Source organism: Bacillus timonensis, assembly GCF_000285535.1.
GTDB lineage: Bacteria > Bacillota > Bacilli > Bacillales > Bacillaceae_L > Ferdinandcohnia > Ferdinandcohnia timonensis.
This window is the reverse complement of sequence record NZ_HE610987.1, coordinates 136,143-152,596: the sequence shown is the minus strand read 5'-3', so window position 1 is coordinate 152,596 and position 16,454 is coordinate 136,143. Positions and strand designations below refer to the sequence as shown.

Genomic DNA, 16,454 nt, shown 5'->3' with positions numbered 1-16,454 from the left:
CTTTGAAAATCTGTGGCATCCGCCGGAGGCTTTTAACTTTATTCAGTCGGGGTTTGAACCCCGACTGAATAAAGTTAAAAACTTGGATTGTGCGGAAGCACTCACCAAGTTTTTTATTTAGATTAATTACCGTTTAAGATTGCTTCAATATTTTCCTTACCAAAGTCTTTTTCGTATTTTTCATATACAGATTGAATTGCATCACGGAATGGCTGTACATCTACATCTTCGATAACTTCCATACCAGCGTCTTTTACAACCTGTAAAGAATCAGTATCAGCTTTTGTGCTAAGCTCGCGCACTTTGTCACCAGCAATTTTTGCTTCTTCTTTAAGAATCTCTTGGTATTCAGCTGGAAGTGTATCCCAAACAGATTTACTAAACATTACAACTGCAGGTGAGTATATATGTCCTGTTAATGTCATGTATTTTTGGTTAGAATCATAAAGCTTATACGTATCAGCAATAATTAAAGGATTTTCTTGAGCATCAACAACACCTTGTTGAAGGGCAGTTAATGCTTCGTTCCAAGCCATTGGAGTTGGTTGAGCGCCAAGTGCATTGAATGCATCAAGGTGAATTTGGTTTTCTTGAGTACGGATTTTTAAACCTTTTAAGTCCTCTGGTTTTGTTATAGGATGCTTGCTGTTTGTGATGTGACGGAAACCATTTTCAGCCCAAGCAAGACCAACGAGTCCAACATCTTCCATACCAGCTAACAGATCTTGTCCAACTTTTCCATCAAGCACACTGTATGCATGTTCTCTTGATTCAAATAAGAATGGTAAATCAACAATGCCAATTTGAGGATAGAAGTTTGCAATTGGTGCTGTGGAAGAAATTGACATATCAGCAGTTCCAAGTGTAAGAGCTTCAGTTAATTCTCTCTCTGCTCCTAATTGGTTTAATGGGAAGATTTCAATTGTAACTTTTCCATTCGTACGTTCTTTCACATTTTTAGCTAAATCAAGTAATGCAAGATGATAAGGGTGTTCCTCTGTTTGAGAATGCCCTGCTTTAAGTGTGTATGTTTTTCCTTCGTCTTTAGCGCCATCAGATGATGAGTCGCTTTCTTTACTGGATTCAGTACCTCCACATGCTGCTAGAACTAAAGCAAACACTAAGAAGAGTACCATCCATGAAAGTTTTCTACCTTTCATGATATTGCCCCCTATTTTCTGAAAATTTTAGATGATATTGAACATTATAACATCTTTCGATTATTTTTCTACAATATTTTATGTTTTTTGATAATTTTTTTGTCGAAAGCGTTAAAGTAAGATAGTATTTTAGTGGAAAAGAGATTTCACATGATTGAAGACCACAAGATGTATCCTTAACAAGATGTAAGCATACCTATAAATCTGTTTAAAGACTTGGATAAATAGTCGAGTATAGGCAAGTAACCCTCTGGTGATAACTTAATTCACTGAAAGTCACATATAGAAAGTTATATTTGTATACCTTTGCTGTTTTTGTAGATCATAAAGGCGGACAAATACTAAAACAAAAAATATCAAGTGTTCTGGGAGAATCAGTAGGAATGAAGACCCAAACGGAACGGAAGAAAGGAGGGAAGAGTCTTAATCGGTGTAATGAAGACCCAAGCGGAACGTAAGAAACGAAAGAAGTACCTTCATAGGTTCAAAAAAGCAAAAAGGTAATCGCCCTTTTTGAGCGATTACCTTTTTTATGTGCTTTTATTTTGCAATACTTTCTAGATATTCAACTAATGCATTTATTTGATCATCATTTAAAGTATCCTTAAATGGAGGCATTCCGGCACTACCATTTTTGATTTGGGTAATTAATTTATCTCTGTCTTTCAAGAAAGAACTAGTTTGAAGATTAGGACCATTATGTCCACCTTCACCGTTGTCACCATGACAAGCTAAACAGTTGTTCTTGTATACGTCTGCACCCTGATGTGCAGTTGACTTATCTGATTCTTCTGCATCTTGTTTCTTGTCTGTAGCTGCGGGGTCGTTTGCTGTTGGTGATTTGTTGATTTTATCTTCAGGTATATCTTCCACGGATGCATAAGCTCCTTCGAGAGAGAAGGTATAAATTTTGTCTCCATGAGTAGTTCCTGCAAGTGAGTTACCGGCAGCAAAAATAGATATATATTGTTTACCGTCAATTTCATATGTGATAGGTGGCGCATTTGCTCCCGCATCCATCTTAAACTCCCATAACTCATTTCCGTTTGTTGCATCAAAGGCAATAATACGGCCATCGTTATGCCCTGCAAACAAAAGGTCGCCTTTTGTTGTTAAAAGTCCACTATAGGCAATTTGATCCCAATGTTTCTGCCATACAATTTTATTTGTTTTTATATCCATAGCTGTTACAACACCACGACCAGGAGAGTTCGGTACTGGCTGCCATACACTTCCAAGCCATACTTCGCCTTCTTTGTAGTTATTTGCTTCATCACCTTCATGATGTGAGTATGAAAAGTACGTATCATTTGCCATTAAGTAAAATAGCTCAGTATTTGGATTATATGCTGATGGTGGCCAGTTTGCTCCACCTTGAGGACCAGGTTTTAATGTGACAAATTCATCCCAGAATGGTGTGAAGATATTCCCAATTTTACCTTTCCAATCATCAGCGAAGTCCTTTTTCACATCTTCCTCAGTGACTTTTTGCGGTATGAATGCATCTCCTACTGGGAAAGGCTGCGTTTTGGCTGTCTTTTGTCTTTCATCCTGTGGAACTGGTTTTTCTTCAATACCAATCAATGGCTCACCATTTGTTCGGTCCAATATGTAGAGCCACCCTGTTTTTCCAGCCTGTGCAATGCCTTTTCTCTTCTTTCCATCCATTTCTACATCAAATAGAACGACCGGGTTTGGCGCATCCATGTCCCAAATATCATGGTGTACTTCCTGGAAGTGCCATTTGTATTCACCAGTTTTAGCATCCAATGCCAAGACGGAATCGGAAAATAAGTTGTCACCTTCACGAGCACTTCCATCTAGGTCTGCAGACGGATTACCTGTAGATAGATAGAGAATTCCTAGTTCAGGGTCAATAGCAGGTGTTTGCCATACAGCTGCTCCGCCTCTTTTCCAAGCGTCGGTATCCTTAGGCCAAGTATCATGTCCCTTTTCATCAGGACCCGGGACGGTATGGGTTTTCCAAACTTGTTCCCCTTTTTCTGCATCAAAGGCAGCAACAAAACCACGAATCCCATACTCACCACCAGCGACCCCAGTATATACCATTCCGTTATAATAAAGAGGGGCACTTGTAATGTTATAACCTTTTTCCCAATCCTCTACTTTCGTTTCCCAAATGATTTCACCTGTTTTTTGATCCAAGGCAATTAACCTAGCATCTAACAGGCCAACATAAACCCTTCCATCTCCTAAACCAACACCTCTACTTGTCCAACCACAGCAGACGGTATCTAAATTTGCGGCTAATTCGGGGCGATATTCCCAAATTAATTCACCAGTTTTAGCATCGATGGCTTGAACGTCATCTGCTCCAGTAATGGTAAACATAACCCCATCATAGACGATTGGAGTAGCCTCACCTGAATATTTAAACTCATATCCAGAGCCGAGACTTGTCACCCATTCAGCCTTTAAACCTTTTACATTAGATTTAGTGATTTTATCAAGTGGCGAGTATCTTCCGTTAAAGATATTTCCACCGTTTGTAATCCAATCTCCTGTTGGAGCTTTTGCAAGATCATCCCCAGAAAATTTTGGAGCGATTTTTCCTGGATAATCCTTATGCTGTACTGAAAAATGCTTATCTTTGTCAAATTTCTGTTTTTCGGTTGCTCCTTCTTGATTTTCAACACCTTGCTCAGCCTGTTCTTCTTCGCCGATGTTTTGTGAAATAATCACACCAGCTCCAATGGCAATCACAAGGAGGACCAAAATAATAATCCATCCAAACTTACCCATTGTTCATAAAACTCCTTTCAACTGTGAAAATAGTGATAATTACTAAGGAAGATTTTTTATAATTTGCCCTGCTTCCAACAAAATAATCCTTTTTTTTGAAGCTGAAATAGTGTATATAACAATGAATTTATTAATATTTCAAAAAAATAGGGAACACTTTTTCCAATGAATTTGTAAGCAAGTTTCTTGTCATGTAACTTAATGTGTGTTAATTTTATGTTATGTAACATTAGCGGGAGGATATCGATGGAGTTTGTCGATCCAATTAAGGACGTAAAAAAATAAATGCAATAAAAGCGATATTAAAAAAGCAGTCTCAAAGAGATTTATTACTTTTTGTGTTCGGCATTAATACAGGAATTAAGGTGAGTGATTTACTTTCCTTGCGTGTGGAAGACGTATTGGATGATTCTGGAATGAAAGAATTCCTTTATGTGAAGGACATAACAAGCGGGGAGGGAAAAGCTTATTATTTAAACAATATGATAAAGATGGAACTAAGCGAGTATCTAAGTACCCAAGAATATGAAGCCAGTGATTTTTTATTCAAATCAAAAAAGGATAATCAGCCAATTTCCAGACAGCAGGCTTACCGTATCATACACAATGCTGCTAAAGAGGTTGGTATTCCTGGGAAAATTGGAATGCACACGCTCCGAAAAACATTTGGTTACCATGCCTATCTAAAAGGAATTGCGATTTCTATTTTAATGGATATTTATAACCACCATTCACCATCTGAAACATTGAAATATATAGGAATTAATAAAGAAGAAAAGCGATTAGTGAAAGTGGATGTAAACTTATAAAATATTTAGCGAATCAAAGACTAAGACCGACGCGTCCTGTGGCTACGTCTTTGTGACCCACATCGTATGGGCTAAAAAAAACTCTGCCTAAAAGGCAGAGGGATTATAAAAAGTCTTCATCATCTAGATTTGTGTTCATATCTACATTAGTAAAATCGGTCACGATGTCCTCTTTCACTTGAACCTGTAATGTCTTCTGGTCTTTCATGAATTTAAAAATTCCATTATTAAAATCAGTTCCAAATTCCTTAAAGAAGATTCCTTCAAAGAGAACGTCTTTTGTATGTTTAAAGATGAGACGGTAATGTTCATCTTCCTTAACAAGGTATGCACGGACTCCTTTTTCAAATTGACCTTCAGTGTTTTTAAGGTATCGGGCAACTGAGATAATATGAAGGTCAACGAACGGAATTTCTTTTAATAATGAATTAATTATTGAACCTTTTGCGATTTGTTCCCAGCGGCTTTGTGCAGTTTGGCCAAGAATAATTTGAGTTACATTTTTCTCTCTAGCAACATCGGCAATCACTTTTGAAATTGGTCTTTTTTCATTGTCCTTTATAATAAATGCATCCGCACTATGTTGTTCAGCTAATTCTTTCCATCTCGCTATATAGTTAACTTTTTCAGGGTCGAGGTCATCGAAAGGCTTTGGATCGACGGTCAAAATATACAGTGGACAATCTAGCATTTTTGCAATCTTACAACCGCGTTGGATAAGACGCTCTCCATTTGGACCATAATATACACAGACGAGGATACTCTCATCCATTCTTTCTTTTATCATTTTCATGTTTTACTCACCTCAAAGAATGATGTGAATCATAAGTCTACCTATTTTTCCGTTTCCGTTTAAAATGAAAAACCACTAAAAGACAATCCCTTTATTAGAAGGGGCTGGCATTTTTCACACCACCTATAGCTGTCAATAATGTTTGCAAAGTTATTTATTTATAAACTATGTATGACTATATCGCATGCTACAAAATGAGTCAATCTATAAAACTAAATTGTAAAAAACATCCGGATTTAAGGAGGGGATTCCATTGTATTGGTTCCATTTTTTAATCATGTTACCATTTATTTTTGCCGTGTTTGTTCCTATATTATATAAAAAATTCACTCCACGACTTCATACAGGCTGGTTCGTTTTTTTCGTGCCACTTCTGATATTTACCTATCTTATAACATTTATTCCAACTATTGCAAATGGAGATTCCATCCTCATTAGCATTCCTTGGATACCTTCCTATGATATTAATTTTTCAACATATATTGATGGTTTAGGTTTGACATTTGGTTTGTTAATTACTGGTATTGGTGCATTGGTCATATTATATTCGATTTTTTACTTGTCGAAGGAACGTGAAGAACTTCATAACTTTTACGTATATTTACTTATTTTTATGGGAGCGATGTTAGGTTTAGTGTTCTCTGATAATGTTTTCGTTCTTTACGTGTTTTGGGAAATGACGAGTGTATCCTCTTTTCTGTTAATTGCGTATTGGTTTGAACGTGAAAAATCACGTTATGGTGCACAAAAATCTATGTTGATTACTATTTTTGGCGGATTAGCTATGCTTGCAGGCCTCATTATTATTTCAAGTAGCTCAGGAACGTATAGTATTCGTGAAATGCTACTAAATGTAGATGCAATTACTTCAAGTCCTTTATTCATACCCGCAATGGTACTGATTTTACTGGGTGCTTTTACCAAATCAGCTCAGTTTCCATTTAGCATTTGGTTACCTGATGCGATGGAGGCACCAACACCAATTAGTGCATACTTGCACTCAGCGACAATGGTTAAGGCAGGTATTTATCTAGTAGGACGATTAACTCCGATCTTTGGTGGTTCATCGGTATGGTTTTGGCTCGTTACAGGAGTCGGCTTACTTACATTGCTTTATGGATCAGTTAATGCCGTTCGGCAGACGGATCTAAAAGCATTATTGGCGTACTCAACCATCAGTCAATTAGGGTTAATTATGAGCCTTTTAGGTCTTGGGTCTGCTGCAATGTATTTCGGCCTGGGGGATGAAACAGCCATATATGGAACTGCCATCTTTGCTGCTATTTTTCATTTAGTTAACCATTCAACTTTTAAAGGAAGTCTCTTTATGGTAGTTGGAATTATTGACCATGAAACAGGTACTCGTGATATTCGAAGACTTGGTGGATTGATTCATCTTATGCCGATTTCTTTTACGCTGACAGTAATAGGTAGCTTTTCCATGGCTGGGTTGCCTCCATTTAATGGATTTTTAAGTAAGGAAATGTTTTTTGCGGCGGTTAATAATGCAGCAAAAATGGATTTTTTCCACATGGGGACAATTGGCATACTAATTCCAATTGTTGCATGGATTGCAAGTGTATTTACATTTATCTATTGTATGATTCTTGTATTTAAAACGTTTAGAGGGAAATATAAGCTCGACAATGATCGAGTCATTCATGAGGCACCACTTGGCATGCTGATTTCGCCAATTATTTTAGGTTCACTTGTGATAATTGGTTTCTTTTTCCCGAACTTGCTTTCAAAGTATTTATTAAAGCCGGCGTTGACCTCCATACTTCCTGTGTTGTCAGAAGCAGATGTTGTGGATTTGAAAATAAAAGCATGGCATGGCTTTTTAAGCCCAGAACTATGGATGACAGTCGGGGTAGTTGCTCTCGGAACGATTCTTTATCTCAATTTAAGAAAGTGGTATCGAGTGTATCATTTTTATCCACAATCACTGACAATCAATCATATATACAATCTTATTTTAGATAAAATGGAACAGATTTCTGAATCCATCACAAATTTTTACATGACAGGTTTTATCCGCGATTATCTGGTTTATATCATTGGATTCATGATTGTAGTTGTCGGTGGATCCATTTGGCTATTTGATGGAATTTCTTTTGATTCCTCGAATGACACACCGGCTACACCTTTCGAAATTGCAATTATGATTGTTGCAGTCGTATCAGCAGTTGCAGTGCTATTTTCAAAATCTAGAATTACTTCAATTGTTGCGGTGGGGGCACTCGGTTTTATAGTGGCGTTTTTCTTTGTACTATTTCGTGCACCTGATTTAGCGTTGACACAATTAGTTGTAGAAACAGTAACAACAGCGCTTTTTCTTCTGTGTTTTTACCATTTGCCACAATTGCGTAAGGAAATAAGTCGGATTCCGTTTAAGGTAACAAATGCGATTATTTCCATTGGGGCAGGGGCGGTTGTAACCTTGGTAGCTTTATCAGTGAATGGAAATCGGCTTTTCGATTCTATTTCAAGCTTTTATGAAAATGCCTATGAACTTGCGGGGGCAAAAAATATCGTCAATGCAATTCTAGTGGATTTCCGTGGAATCGATACGATGCTTGAAATTCTAGTTTTAAGTATTGCAGGTCTTGGAGTTTATTCGTTAATTAAATTACGTTTAGCAAAGGAGGGATCAGATGAAGGAACCAAATGATGTCATTATACGAAGTATTACAAAAGTTGCTGTTCTTATCATTTTCACGTTTGCCATTAACTTGTTTATTTCGGGTCACCATCATCCAGGTGGTGGTTTTATTGGAGGCTTAACTTTCTCGGCTGGTTTAGTTCTTCTGTTCCTTACCTTTGATATTGAAACAGTTCGAAAAAATTTGCCCCTTGATTTTAAGGTGGTAACAGCGATTGGTGTTTTAATTGCAGTTGGTACAGGAGTGGGAAGCATGCTTTTTGATGCTCCATTTTTAACACAAACATTTGGTTATATTGAACTTCCTGTATTCGGAGAAACAGAGATTGCATCAGCAGTTTTATTTGATGTTGGTGTCGCCTTGGCTGTCATTGGAACATCGCTCACGATAATAATGAGTATAGGTGATGACAGGTAATGGAAACTTTAATGTCTATTTTAGTAGGAATCTTATTTGCAATCGGGATTTATCTTATCTTAACGAAAACTCTATTACGAATTATTTTAGGAACGTCGATCATCGGCCATAGTGTAAACCTATTAATTATCACGATGGGAGGCCTTGAAAAGGGAGGACCTCCTTTACTAGGAATCAAAGGTTTATCCTATGTTGATTCATTGCCACAGGCACTTCTTTTAACAGCAATTGTAATCAATTTTGCCACAACAGCATTATTTTTAGTGCTAAGTTACCGTGCGTATAAGGTCTTAGGCACGGATGATACTAGAAGCTTGAGAGGTAAAAACGATGGGTAATTTAGTTATTTTTCCGGTCATCATTCCTATCATTATAGGGATGATTATGGTTATTTTTCGAAAAAGTAGGAAACTGCAAAGGGCTTTAAGTCTAGTTGCAGTAACTAGTGTTTTTGTCATTTCTTTGGTGCTCATGCACCGAATTAAAATAGATGGAATTCTGGTTCTTCAGTTAGGTGGTTGGGAAGCACCATTTGGTGTAAGTATGGTAGCAGACATGTTAGCTGTAATTTTGGTCATGGTAACGAGTATTGTAGCGATGTGCTGTCTAATATACGCTTTTCATTCAATTGGTGAGGAACGAGAGTCATTTTATTTTTATCCGCTCTTTTTATTTTTAATTACGGGTGTTAATGGTTCCTTCCTAACAGGGGATATTTTTAACTTGTTCGTTTGTTTTGAGGTGATGCTCGTTTCTTCATATGTTTTAATTTCGTTAGGTGGAACGAAAGTCCAACTTCGTGAATCAATCAAATATATATTAGTAAACTTGATTTCATCATTTCTATTTTTAGTAGCAGTTGCCTATTTATATGCGATGACTGGTACATTAAATCTTGCACATCTTTCTGTTCGAATTGCTGAGGTTGGACAGGATGGTGTGATGACAACAGTAGCGATATTATTTTTAATAGTATTTAGTTTAAAAGCAGGTCTGTTCTTATTCTTTTGGCTACCTGGTTCGTACAGTGCGCCACCAACAGCAATTGCGGCCATTTTTGCAGCGCTATTAACGAAGGTCGGTATTTATTCGATTATGAGAGTATTCACGCTTGTTTTTTATCACGAGCCAGAAGTCACACATCTATTAATCGGAATTTTGGCGGCTGTTACGATGTTGCTTGGAGCATTTGGCGCAGTAGCCTATTGGGATATTAAAAGAATCATTACCTACAATGTGGTCGTGGGTGTTGGGTTTATTTTAGCTGGGGTTGCTTCGTTAACTGCAGAAGGAATCACCGGTTCTATCTATTATTTAATCCACGATATGATTGTGAAAGCACTCATTTTTCTATTAGGTGGAACTATCGTCTATTTTACAGGAACGAGCAATTTAAAAGAATTTAGTGGATTGATGCGACTACAGCCAAAGTTTGGATGGATGTTTTTCATTGCAGCATTGTCGCTTGGAGGAATACCACCCCTTAGCGGATTTTTAGGGAAAATATTTATCACAGAAGGAACATTTGCTTCAGGCTATTTCTGGCTTGGTGGAGTCGGCTTGTTAACAAGTTTAATGGTTCTGTATTCGGTTATGAAAATTTTTATGAATGGATTCTGGGGATATACGGATGTCCCGGAAGAAAGTGAAACAAAATCATTAAAAGGCTTGTTATTGCCTATGGGCATTCTTACAAGTTTGACGATTGCGCTTGGAGTAGGGGCACAAGGGATTAGTGATTATGTTGATTTAGCGGTTGAAGTCATCATGAATCCTAGTATTTATATTGAAGCAGTTTTAGGAAGTGCCTTTGTGGAATAGATTCTCCAAAGCAGCGGGTGAGTCTCGTATAAACACGCGGCATTTATATACAGGAAAGGGGTGGTATCATGCCCATCCAAGTGTTAATTAACTTGTTTATCGGTTTTATTTGGATGTTTCTCCAAGATAGTTGGACGATCCTTACTTTTTTTAGTGGCTATTTGTTTGGTTTAATCGTGCTTTTTATCTTGCGTAGGTATTTTCCTCATCAATTTTATGTGGTAACTTTACTTGCAATTGTAAAATTATTTCTCGTCTTTATTCGTGAGTTATTTTCTTCAAGCGTCTTGGTGGTGAAGCAGGTTATGAGGCCAAAGATTAATATTACACCAGGCATTTTTACCTTAGAAACAGATTTGGAAGGGGACTTGGAAATAACCTTACTCGCAATGTTATTGACTTTAACACCGGGTTCGGTCGTCGTTGAAGTTTCACACGATGAGAAAAAGTTTTATATCCATGCCATGGATATCCCTGAATCAAGTGATGCTGTGATACGTTCAACAGCAAAATTTGAAGAGGCAATAAAGAGGGTGACACGCTAATGATTAAAACAATCTTGCTTATATCAATGGGGTTTCTTACATTTGCTTTTTTTGTGACGATTTATCGGTTAGTGAAGGGACCGTCGTCCTCGGATCGGATACAAGCACTGGACGTATTAGGTATAAACATTATTTCGGGTGTGGCTATTTTCTCCGTATTTTTAAAGAATACCGGTTTTTTTGAAGTGATTTTATTGATAGGAATTCTATCCTTCATCGGTACAATTGCCTTTGCGAGATTTATTGAAAGAGGTGTTGTCATTGAACGACGTAAACAATCCGATTGAGATTATTGAACTTATTGCGGCATTATCGATTTTGGTTGGAACCGTCTTTAGTTTTTTTAGTGCGGTTGGCTTGATTCGTTTACCCGATTTGTATTCACGTGCCCATGCAGCATCGAAAAGCTCGACGATGGGGGTTCTCTTTATCTTAGTAGGAACTTTTCTGTTTTTCATAATGGAAGGAACGTTTAGCATTCGCTTATTTCTAGGAATCTTCTTCGTATTCCTCACAGCCCCTGTCGCAGCCCACGTCATCGTACGCTCCGCCTACCGCTCCAAAGTCCCCCTCGCTCCACAAAGCGTCCAAGACGACCTAAAAGAAGTCATCGCGGACCAGGGGGACGGTTCTCGTGGTTCAGGGGAACCAGTGGAACGATAGGAGTGGAGATAGAAGTGTGACCAGGGGGACTAGGGACCAGGGGACCAGAGGGACGGTTCTCGTGGTTCCATTGGTAGTGTTTCGGAATTGCGTTGGATGAAGGACCAAACGAACCAAACAGGAAGAGGAAAAGTCCTTCATACCCGAAAACTTATGCGGGAAGACACGAATTAAGGTAAACCTACATGCTAGAAGAAACCAATTTTTATAGTTGACTTAAATAGTCTCTAATCTTGTTGTTTGGAATAGTTCTCCGTGATTCAGGTTGGTTTTCCCACTTTAAGATTGGCTTTTTCATTTCAACTAGGGCATCGATGTCGCCAAGTGCAACTTCCTTTTGGTAAACAAATTGCTCGTGTTTTCTAAAGCCAAAGTCATTAACATCTTCGTAATCCATGCTAAATAATAGAATGTAATTTTTTTCTAAAGTAGAGGAATCAACCCCATATGTTTCGAATTCCTTACCTTTATAAATTGCGTTCATCTTTAACTCATAAACTAGTAAAACATCTTCAAGGGAAACTTCTTTAATAAAAATATCATCATGTCGGTTTCCTACTATATCAATTAATTCATTAAACCCATTTTCTTTAAATTTTGATGTTAAACAAAGGACTTGCCCCTGAAAATTAACAGGGTAAACTTTATTCTGATAAAGCGCATATTTGCCCATTTTTGTCTCCTCGTTATACCGCATTCCACGTTTGGGAATCCATTGTATTATTAGAATGGACTATACTTTATGTTCGAGTTGGGATGTTCCTCAAAAAAATCACTATCTAGTTTTGATATCTTTTTCTTGCTTCATGTGTTGCTAAATCTGCATATCTGGTGGTAATAGGTAATCGACTATGTTTTTCTATAAAATGCATGGTTATTTTAGTAGCGGTATCTAAGTCTATCCAGTTTCCACATGAGACGAAAATCGGTTTAACATCTACCCTTGTTCTCAAAGTACGTCCGTAGACTTCACCATCAATAATAATATCCGTATAGGATCCTGCTATATTTTCTGGCATAGCAAAATCAGTATTTTCGATTTTAAAATACGTTTTAGCAACACCAATCGTAGGCTTTCCTAAATCAAAAGATGCCTGTGTAGCAATTCCCATGTGACGTTTATGCAAGTAGCCGTTTCCATCAAACATGTATATATCAGGAATATTTTTCAGCATCTTGACAGCCTTTAGAATAAGCGGCAATTCACGAAAAGCTAGATAGCCTGGGAGATAAGGGAATTCAACTTTACCCTTATATTCAACTTGTTCAATAATCTCTTTAGTTGAATAATCTACTATAACAATACAGCATACTCCGTAATCAACATTATTCTCAGACCAATAAGCAATATCTACTCCAGCAACTGTATGTATTTCATCTACCTGAAATGTATTTTTTAAATTGATTTTTGTCCTAAGGTTATTTTGTAATGTATTTAATTCTTCTTTGAGTCTATTGTCCATTTATTTTCCTACTTGAATTTTTTAGCATATGCTAAATCGGATTCGCTTGGTTCTATTTTTTGTTCTTTTATATTCCCGTTTTCATCATACTTAATAAAAGTCATCTCACGTCCAGCAATGCATTGTGATTCATATTTTTTGATTTTATTCTCAAAATACTCAACCTGGAATCCTTCTGCAGCACCTTTATCCATGTTACCTATTCTTTTTATATTCCCATTTGGGTAAAAAGAAACAGATGCACCTTGTTTTACGCCATTTTCTACAAAAAAATAACTTTCTAAATTTCCATTTTCATATAAGTCATAAGCTAAGCCTGTAAATAGCTTTTCTTCGCCATCTTCATCATACTCAACAATTCCTAAATCATACGGTCCACCAAAACCTAAATTTTCTTCAAACTCTACACCGATTTGTATTACCTGTTCTTTCGTTAAAATCTCATTTTTCATTTTTTGGAACCTCCGTTATAAATTCGAATCCATCTGTTAGATAAGCGCAATGAGGACATCTTGGAAACATTAATCCAGCTGGTTTTACTCTACTTTGACCTGTACGGATAACATTGACAATAAAATTATCCAAACTAGCATTTGGATTTGCTTTTAATGCATCATTTAAAGCGATTACTTCTGCATGTGAACCTGCGCCTTTTGTAAACTCATATGAATCTCGAACCTCAATTGGCATCGAATCATATCTAGACTGTATAATAGGATGAAAATCAGGCAATACACCATCAAAATCATTTACTGAAAAATAATATTTACCAGTTGTTTTATCATATACACCTGCAAAAGCAGGACCCATCTTCTTTTTGCTTATACCTGAATCTTTTAGCTTTTGCAATTCGTTCATTGATTCACCACGTAAGTTAATTCTATAATTTAATTCATCTGGCGTAAACTGTCCATATTTATTACGTAAGTATTCTATTCTACTTACATTTTTACCGTTATTTTCAGTTATACCCTTATTACTATCTAATGTATCTTTTTTATTAGATCCTACATCATCAACAACCCTAACTCCACCAACTTCATCAACAACTTTTGTACCCTTCGCCAGTTTTACCGCTTTATCCACACCTTTTGTACCTACAACAGCGAGGGCAATCTCTCCAAAAGCACGACCGAACCAATTTCCTCTACTTTCAGCATCACCATTGATCACATCTTCGTTCCAAGATGTTTTGATGGCATCCCATATTCCTTTTGCCGTTTCGATTGGGTGTTGGATGACATTCACGAGCCCTTTAAACGTTTCAACCGGATGAGTGATAATGTTCCAAATTCCTTCGACAGTGGATACCACGACATCCCATAGTCCAGTTCCAAATCCCTTTATAGAGTTGCCCACAACTCCAAAGAAGTCTCCAACCGATTCCCAAAATGATTTCTTAGGAGGCTCGGTTAACTTTTGTGAATTGGCGTTTACTTGTTTATCCGCTTGTTCATACGAACTTAAGCTAGTATCTACGAAACTATGAAGTTGGTTGAGACGTTTTTCTATATCATGGATAGAAGAAGCCATACTGTTTAGATTTACTCCAATCCCCTGTCTACTAGTAATTTGACTGTCAATTGTATGGCGTAGACTAGAGATTCGACTCTGTGTATCTGTCAAATCGGAAGTGATTCCTTTTAACCGACTGTTTGAAGAGCGAACACTATTCACTTTTATATCTATTTGAGCCATTTCGTTACCTCCTTTCGTGAATTTTATCGGAACATCGAGTTCAGATCATCTATCGTTGTTCGAATATAGAAGGGGCCATTTCCGTTAATGATTGAATTTGTTAGTGGAAGATTTTCAACAAGGATAAGAATTTCAATTCGCTGCAGAGAATTTTCATTAACTACTTGAAATACCTGTACTAAAAGATCCTCCGAATTTTCCTCTTCTTGATCTACGGTAAGTCCAACCAGAGGGATTGGATTGCTTGAAAGAGAGGGATTATAGATATGTGTAAAATAAGCTTCTTTTATAGCAGGGAAGTTTTTAAGTTTACTGGAAATAACCTCAAGGACTTGTATTGGGATTTCTGTCATCTGGTCGGTAAGAAAGTCCTGTTTTTCTTCGAGGTCTAGCTCTTCGAAAAAATAATGAAGAATTCTTCCGTCACGTAAGGTCTCAAGTTCTTCTTGGATGATTTTTTTACTGATATCATATCCGGGATTTAGTACCCACGGTGTATCAGGTTCAACTAACTGTAAGAGATGACGTGTTGTTATTTTTATATATTTATATTTTCCTTTATACAATTTATTGAACTTCTCAATGCAGGAGTATACAGGTAGTACAAGCTCATTATTCATTTCGATATGTGTCAAATGGAGAACAGGTTCTGAAGATTCTTCATCTGAAGAAACAGTACCAATCACAACTACTTCTAAATCCATGAAAGCTTTGTAAAAATGAAATCGTTTCATTGGATTCGTTATGGCTTCTGAAAGAATGGCATCAAATGGGTCAATGGATTGTTTTATCATTTTTTGAACATACACGCTCCAATTTAAGTTTATGGTAATATTATACAATTCAATCAGAGCTAAAAGTAGGTAAAAAAGTACTAGGAAAAATGGCGTGTTTTCTAATCGAGGACAACCACATTTTGTACCAATTCACCATTTAGAACACATAATTCAGTTTCCGCTCATAAAATGTATAAAAGCAGGTCGACAATAGACTGGAAAGTTGTGATATGAATTTATGAAAAACAATTCAAACAATCACTTCTTATTTAAAAACCTAAAGGAAAAACGAATGTCATTCGAGCGGGTCTTTGAACATATTTTAGGGTTCATGCGATCAGAGCCTACTGGGAAATATAGGCTTATTATTGGTACAGATTCTCAAGTCCATCCAAGACAAACCACCTATATAACAGGTGTTGTGATACTTAATGAAGGAAAAGGTGTGTGGGCGTGTATTCGAAAAGTGGTTGTTCCGAGAAGAATGGAACATTTGCATGAGCGGATTTCCTATGAGTTATCCTTATCAGAGGAAGTTGTTTCATTATTTACCGAGGAAAAGAAAAATGAACTTATTGATATTGTCCTACCACATATATACGATGGTGCTTCATTTACGATGGAGGGGCATATTGATATTGGGGCAGGGAAGAGGAATAAAACACGTGACTTTGTGAAGGAAATGGTCACACGAATGGAAGCAATCGGCGTGGAGCCAAAAATAAAACCAAATGCGTTTGTGGCCTCATGCTACGCAAACCGTTACACTAAGTAAAATGGTATAGAAAACGGATTTGGTGCCTGGCACCCAGGGGTAAGATACTCGCTGGGAATCAGGCACTGATTTTTTGCTTCGGATTTAACATATTGGCGGTATGCGTGA

The 16,454-nt window shown here is 37.1% G+C and carries 16 protein-coding genes and 1 pseudogene; 9 read left to right on the top strand and 8 right to left on the bottom strand.

What is annotated here, in order from left to right; all coding sequences use genetic code 11:
- Positions 1-122: 122 nt before the first annotated feature.
- Positions 123-1,160 (bottom strand): TRAP transporter substrate-binding protein, encoded by a 1,038-nt coding sequence (locus BTHG_RS15165; RefSeq protein ID WP_010677584.1) that lies wholly within the window; start codon positions 1,158-1,160, stop codon positions 123-125.
- A 540-nt stretch (positions 1,161-1,700) separates the two neighbouring features.
- The gene (locus tag BTHG_RS15155; protein WP_010677583.1) at positions 1,701-3,923 is read right to left on the bottom strand and encodes an outer membrane protein assembly factor BamB family protein; all 2,223 of its coding nucleotides are present in this window, start codon (positions 3,921-3,923) and stop codon (positions 1,701-1,703) included.
- Between the two features lie 246 nt (positions 3,924-4,169).
- Here BTHG_RS15155 and BTHG_RS25090 point away from each other — a divergent pair.
- Positions 4,170-4,732, top strand: a pseudogene (locus BTHG_RS25090) (tyrosine-type recombinase/integrase).
- 103 nt (positions 4,733-4,835) lie between these two features.
- On the opposite strand, the gene BTHG_RS15145 reads toward BTHG_RS25090, so the two are convergent.
- Positions 4,836-5,525: a universal stress protein gene (locus BTHG_RS15145; protein ID WP_010677581.1), complete on the bottom strand. Its 690-nt coding sequence runs from the start codon at positions 5,523-5,525 to the stop codon at positions 4,836-4,838.
- 253 nt (positions 5,526-5,778) lie between these two features.
- On the opposite strand from BTHG_RS15145, the gene BTHG_RS15140 reads away from it, so the two are divergent.
- The 7 genes from BTHG_RS15140 to mnhG all read left to right on the top strand — a co-directional run bounded on the left by BTHG_RS15140 (position 5,779) and on the right by mnhG (position 11,634).
- On the top strand, positions 5,779-8,196 hold the full coding sequence (locus BTHG_RS15140; RefSeq protein ID WP_010677580.1) for a Na+/H+ antiporter subunit A: 2,418 nt from the start codon (positions 5,779-5,781) through the stop codon (positions 8,194-8,196).
- The gene (locus BTHG_RS15135; protein ID WP_010677579.1) at positions 8,180-8,605 is read left to right on the top strand and encodes a Na(+)/H(+) antiporter subunit B; all 426 of its coding nucleotides are present in this window, start codon (positions 8,180-8,182) and stop codon (positions 8,603-8,605) included. The genes BTHG_RS15140 and BTHG_RS15135 overlap by 17 nt, the downstream gene beginning before the upstream one ends.
- Complete coding sequence (locus tag BTHG_RS15130) at positions 8,605-8,943, top strand: Na(+)/H(+) antiporter subunit C (protein ID WP_010677578.1); 339 nt, start codon at positions 8,605-8,607, stop codon at positions 8,941-8,943. Before BTHG_RS15135 ends, BTHG_RS15130 begins: the two co-directional genes overlap by 1 nt.
- Positions 8,936-10,426, top strand: coding sequence for a Na+/H+ antiporter subunit D (locus BTHG_RS15125; protein WP_010677577.1), 1,491 nt, complete (start codon positions 8,936-8,938; stop codon positions 10,424-10,426). Before BTHG_RS15130 ends, BTHG_RS15125 begins: the two co-directional genes overlap by 8 nt.
- A gap of 68 nt (positions 10,427-10,494) precedes the next feature.
- Positions 10,495-10,971: a Na+/H+ antiporter subunit E gene (locus BTHG_RS15120; RefSeq protein ID WP_010677576.1), complete on the top strand. Its 477-nt coding sequence runs from the start codon at positions 10,495-10,497 to the stop codon at positions 10,969-10,971.
- Positions 10,971-11,258, top strand: a complete 288-nt coding sequence (locus BTHG_RS15115; protein WP_010677575.1) for a Na(+)/H(+) antiporter subunit F1 — start codon at positions 10,971-10,973, stop codon at positions 11,256-11,258. The genes BTHG_RS15120 and BTHG_RS15115 overlap by 1 nt, the downstream gene beginning before the upstream one ends.
- On the top strand, positions 11,233-11,634 hold the full coding sequence (gene mnhG / locus BTHG_RS15110; RefSeq protein ID WP_010677574.1) for a monovalent cation/H(+) antiporter subunit G: 402 nt from the start codon (positions 11,233-11,235) through the stop codon (positions 11,632-11,634). Before BTHG_RS15115 ends, mnhG begins: the two co-directional genes overlap by 26 nt.
- A gap of 205 nt (positions 11,635-11,839) precedes the next feature.
- Here the strand turns inward: mnhG and BTHG_RS15105 are convergent, their stop codons facing one another.
- The 5 genes from BTHG_RS15105 to BTHG_RS15085 form a co-directional block, all read right to left on the bottom strand.
- Complete coding sequence (locus BTHG_RS15105) at positions 11,840-12,307, bottom strand: hypothetical protein (RefSeq protein WP_010677573.1); 468 nt, start codon at positions 12,305-12,307, stop codon at positions 11,840-11,842.
- A 106-nt stretch (positions 12,308-12,413) separates the two neighbouring features.
- Positions 12,414-13,097 carry an endonuclease V gene (locus BTHG_RS15100; protein WP_010677572.1) on the bottom strand — a complete coding sequence of 228 codons (684 nt, stop codon included), beginning with the start codon at positions 13,095-13,097 and terminating at the stop codon, positions 12,414-12,416.
- An 8-nt stretch (positions 13,098-13,105) separates the two neighbouring features.
- Complete coding sequence (locus BTHG_RS15095; RefSeq protein WP_010677571.1) at positions 13,106-13,549, bottom strand: toxin-antitoxin system YwqK family antitoxin; 444 nt, start codon at positions 13,547-13,549, stop codon at positions 13,106-13,108.
- Positions 13,539-14,795 (bottom strand): YwqJ-related putative deaminase, encoded by a 1,257-nt coding sequence (locus tag BTHG_RS27445; protein ID WP_010677570.1) that lies wholly within the window; start codon positions 14,793-14,795, stop codon positions 13,539-13,541. Before BTHG_RS27445 ends, BTHG_RS15095 begins: the two co-directional genes overlap by 11 nt.
- 23 nt (positions 14,796-14,818) lie before the next feature.
- The gene (locus BTHG_RS15085; protein WP_010677569.1) at positions 14,819-15,589 is read right to left on the bottom strand and encodes an SseB family protein; all 771 of its coding nucleotides are present in this window, start codon (positions 15,587-15,589) and stop codon (positions 14,819-14,821) included.
- 220 nt (positions 15,590-15,809) lie between these two features.
- Between BTHG_RS15085 and BTHG_RS15080 the strand changes: the two genes are divergently transcribed.
- A complete protein-coding gene (locus BTHG_RS15080; protein WP_026021838.1) occupies positions 15,810-16,346 on the top strand; it encodes a ribonuclease H-like YkuK family protein in 537 nt (178 codons plus the stop codon).
- The last annotated feature ends 108 nt before the right edge of the window (positions 16,347-16,454 follow it).

Excerpts from the sequence above, each read along its gene's own strand:
- BTHG_RS15130 (WP_010677578.1), top strand. The coding sequence starts at position 8,605 with ATGGAAACTTTAATGTCTATTTTAGTAGGAATCTTATTTGCAATCGGG.
- BTHG_RS15155 (WP_010677583.1), bottom strand. The coding sequence starts at position 3,923 with ATGGGTAAGTTTGGATGGATTATTATTTTGGTCCTCCTTGTGATTGCC.
- BTHG_RS15105 (WP_010677573.1), bottom strand. The coding sequence starts at position 12,307 with ATGGGCAAATATGCGCTTTATCAGAATAAAGTTTACCCTGTTAATTTT.
- BTHG_RS15165 (WP_010677584.1), bottom strand. The coding sequence starts at position 1,160 with ATGAAAGGTAGAAAACTTTCATGGATGGTACTCTTCTTAGTGTTTGCT.
- BTHG_RS27445 (WP_010677570.1), bottom strand. The coding sequence starts at position 14,795 with ATGGCTCAAATAGATATAAAAGTGAATAGTGTTCGCTCTTCAAACAGT.
- BTHG_RS15115 (WP_010677575.1), top strand. The coding sequence starts at position 10,971 with ATGATTAAAACAATCTTGCTTATATCAATGGGGTTTCTTACATTTGCT.
- BTHG_RS15125 (WP_010677577.1), top strand. The coding sequence starts at position 8,936 with ATGGGTAATTTAGTTATTTTTCCGGTCATCATTCCTATCATTATAGGG.
- BTHG_RS15100 (WP_010677572.1), bottom strand. The coding sequence starts at position 13,097 with ATGGACAATAGACTCAAAGAAGAATTAAATACATTACAAAATAACCTT.
- BTHG_RS15135 (WP_010677579.1), top strand. The coding sequence starts at position 8,180 with ATGAAGGAACCAAATGATGTCATTATACGAAGTATTACAAAAGTTGCT.
- BTHG_RS15120 (WP_010677576.1), top strand. The coding sequence starts at position 10,495 with ATGCCCATCCAAGTGTTAATTAACTTGTTTATCGGTTTTATTTGGATG.
- BTHG_RS15095 (WP_010677571.1), bottom strand. The coding sequence starts at position 13,549 with ATGAAAAATGAGATTTTAACGAAAGAACAGGTAATACAAATCGGTGTA.
- BTHG_RS15085 (WP_010677569.1), bottom strand. The coding sequence starts at position 15,589 with ATGATAAAACAATCCATTGACCCATTTGATGCCATTCTTTCAGAAGCC.
- BTHG_RS15145 (WP_010677581.1), bottom strand. The coding sequence starts at position 5,525 with ATGAAAATGATAAAAGAAAGAATGGATGAGAGTATCCTCGTCTGTGTA.
- BTHG_RS15080 (WP_026021838.1), top strand. The coding sequence starts at position 15,810 with ATGAAAAACAATTCAAACAATCACTTCTTATTTAAAAACCTAAAGGAA.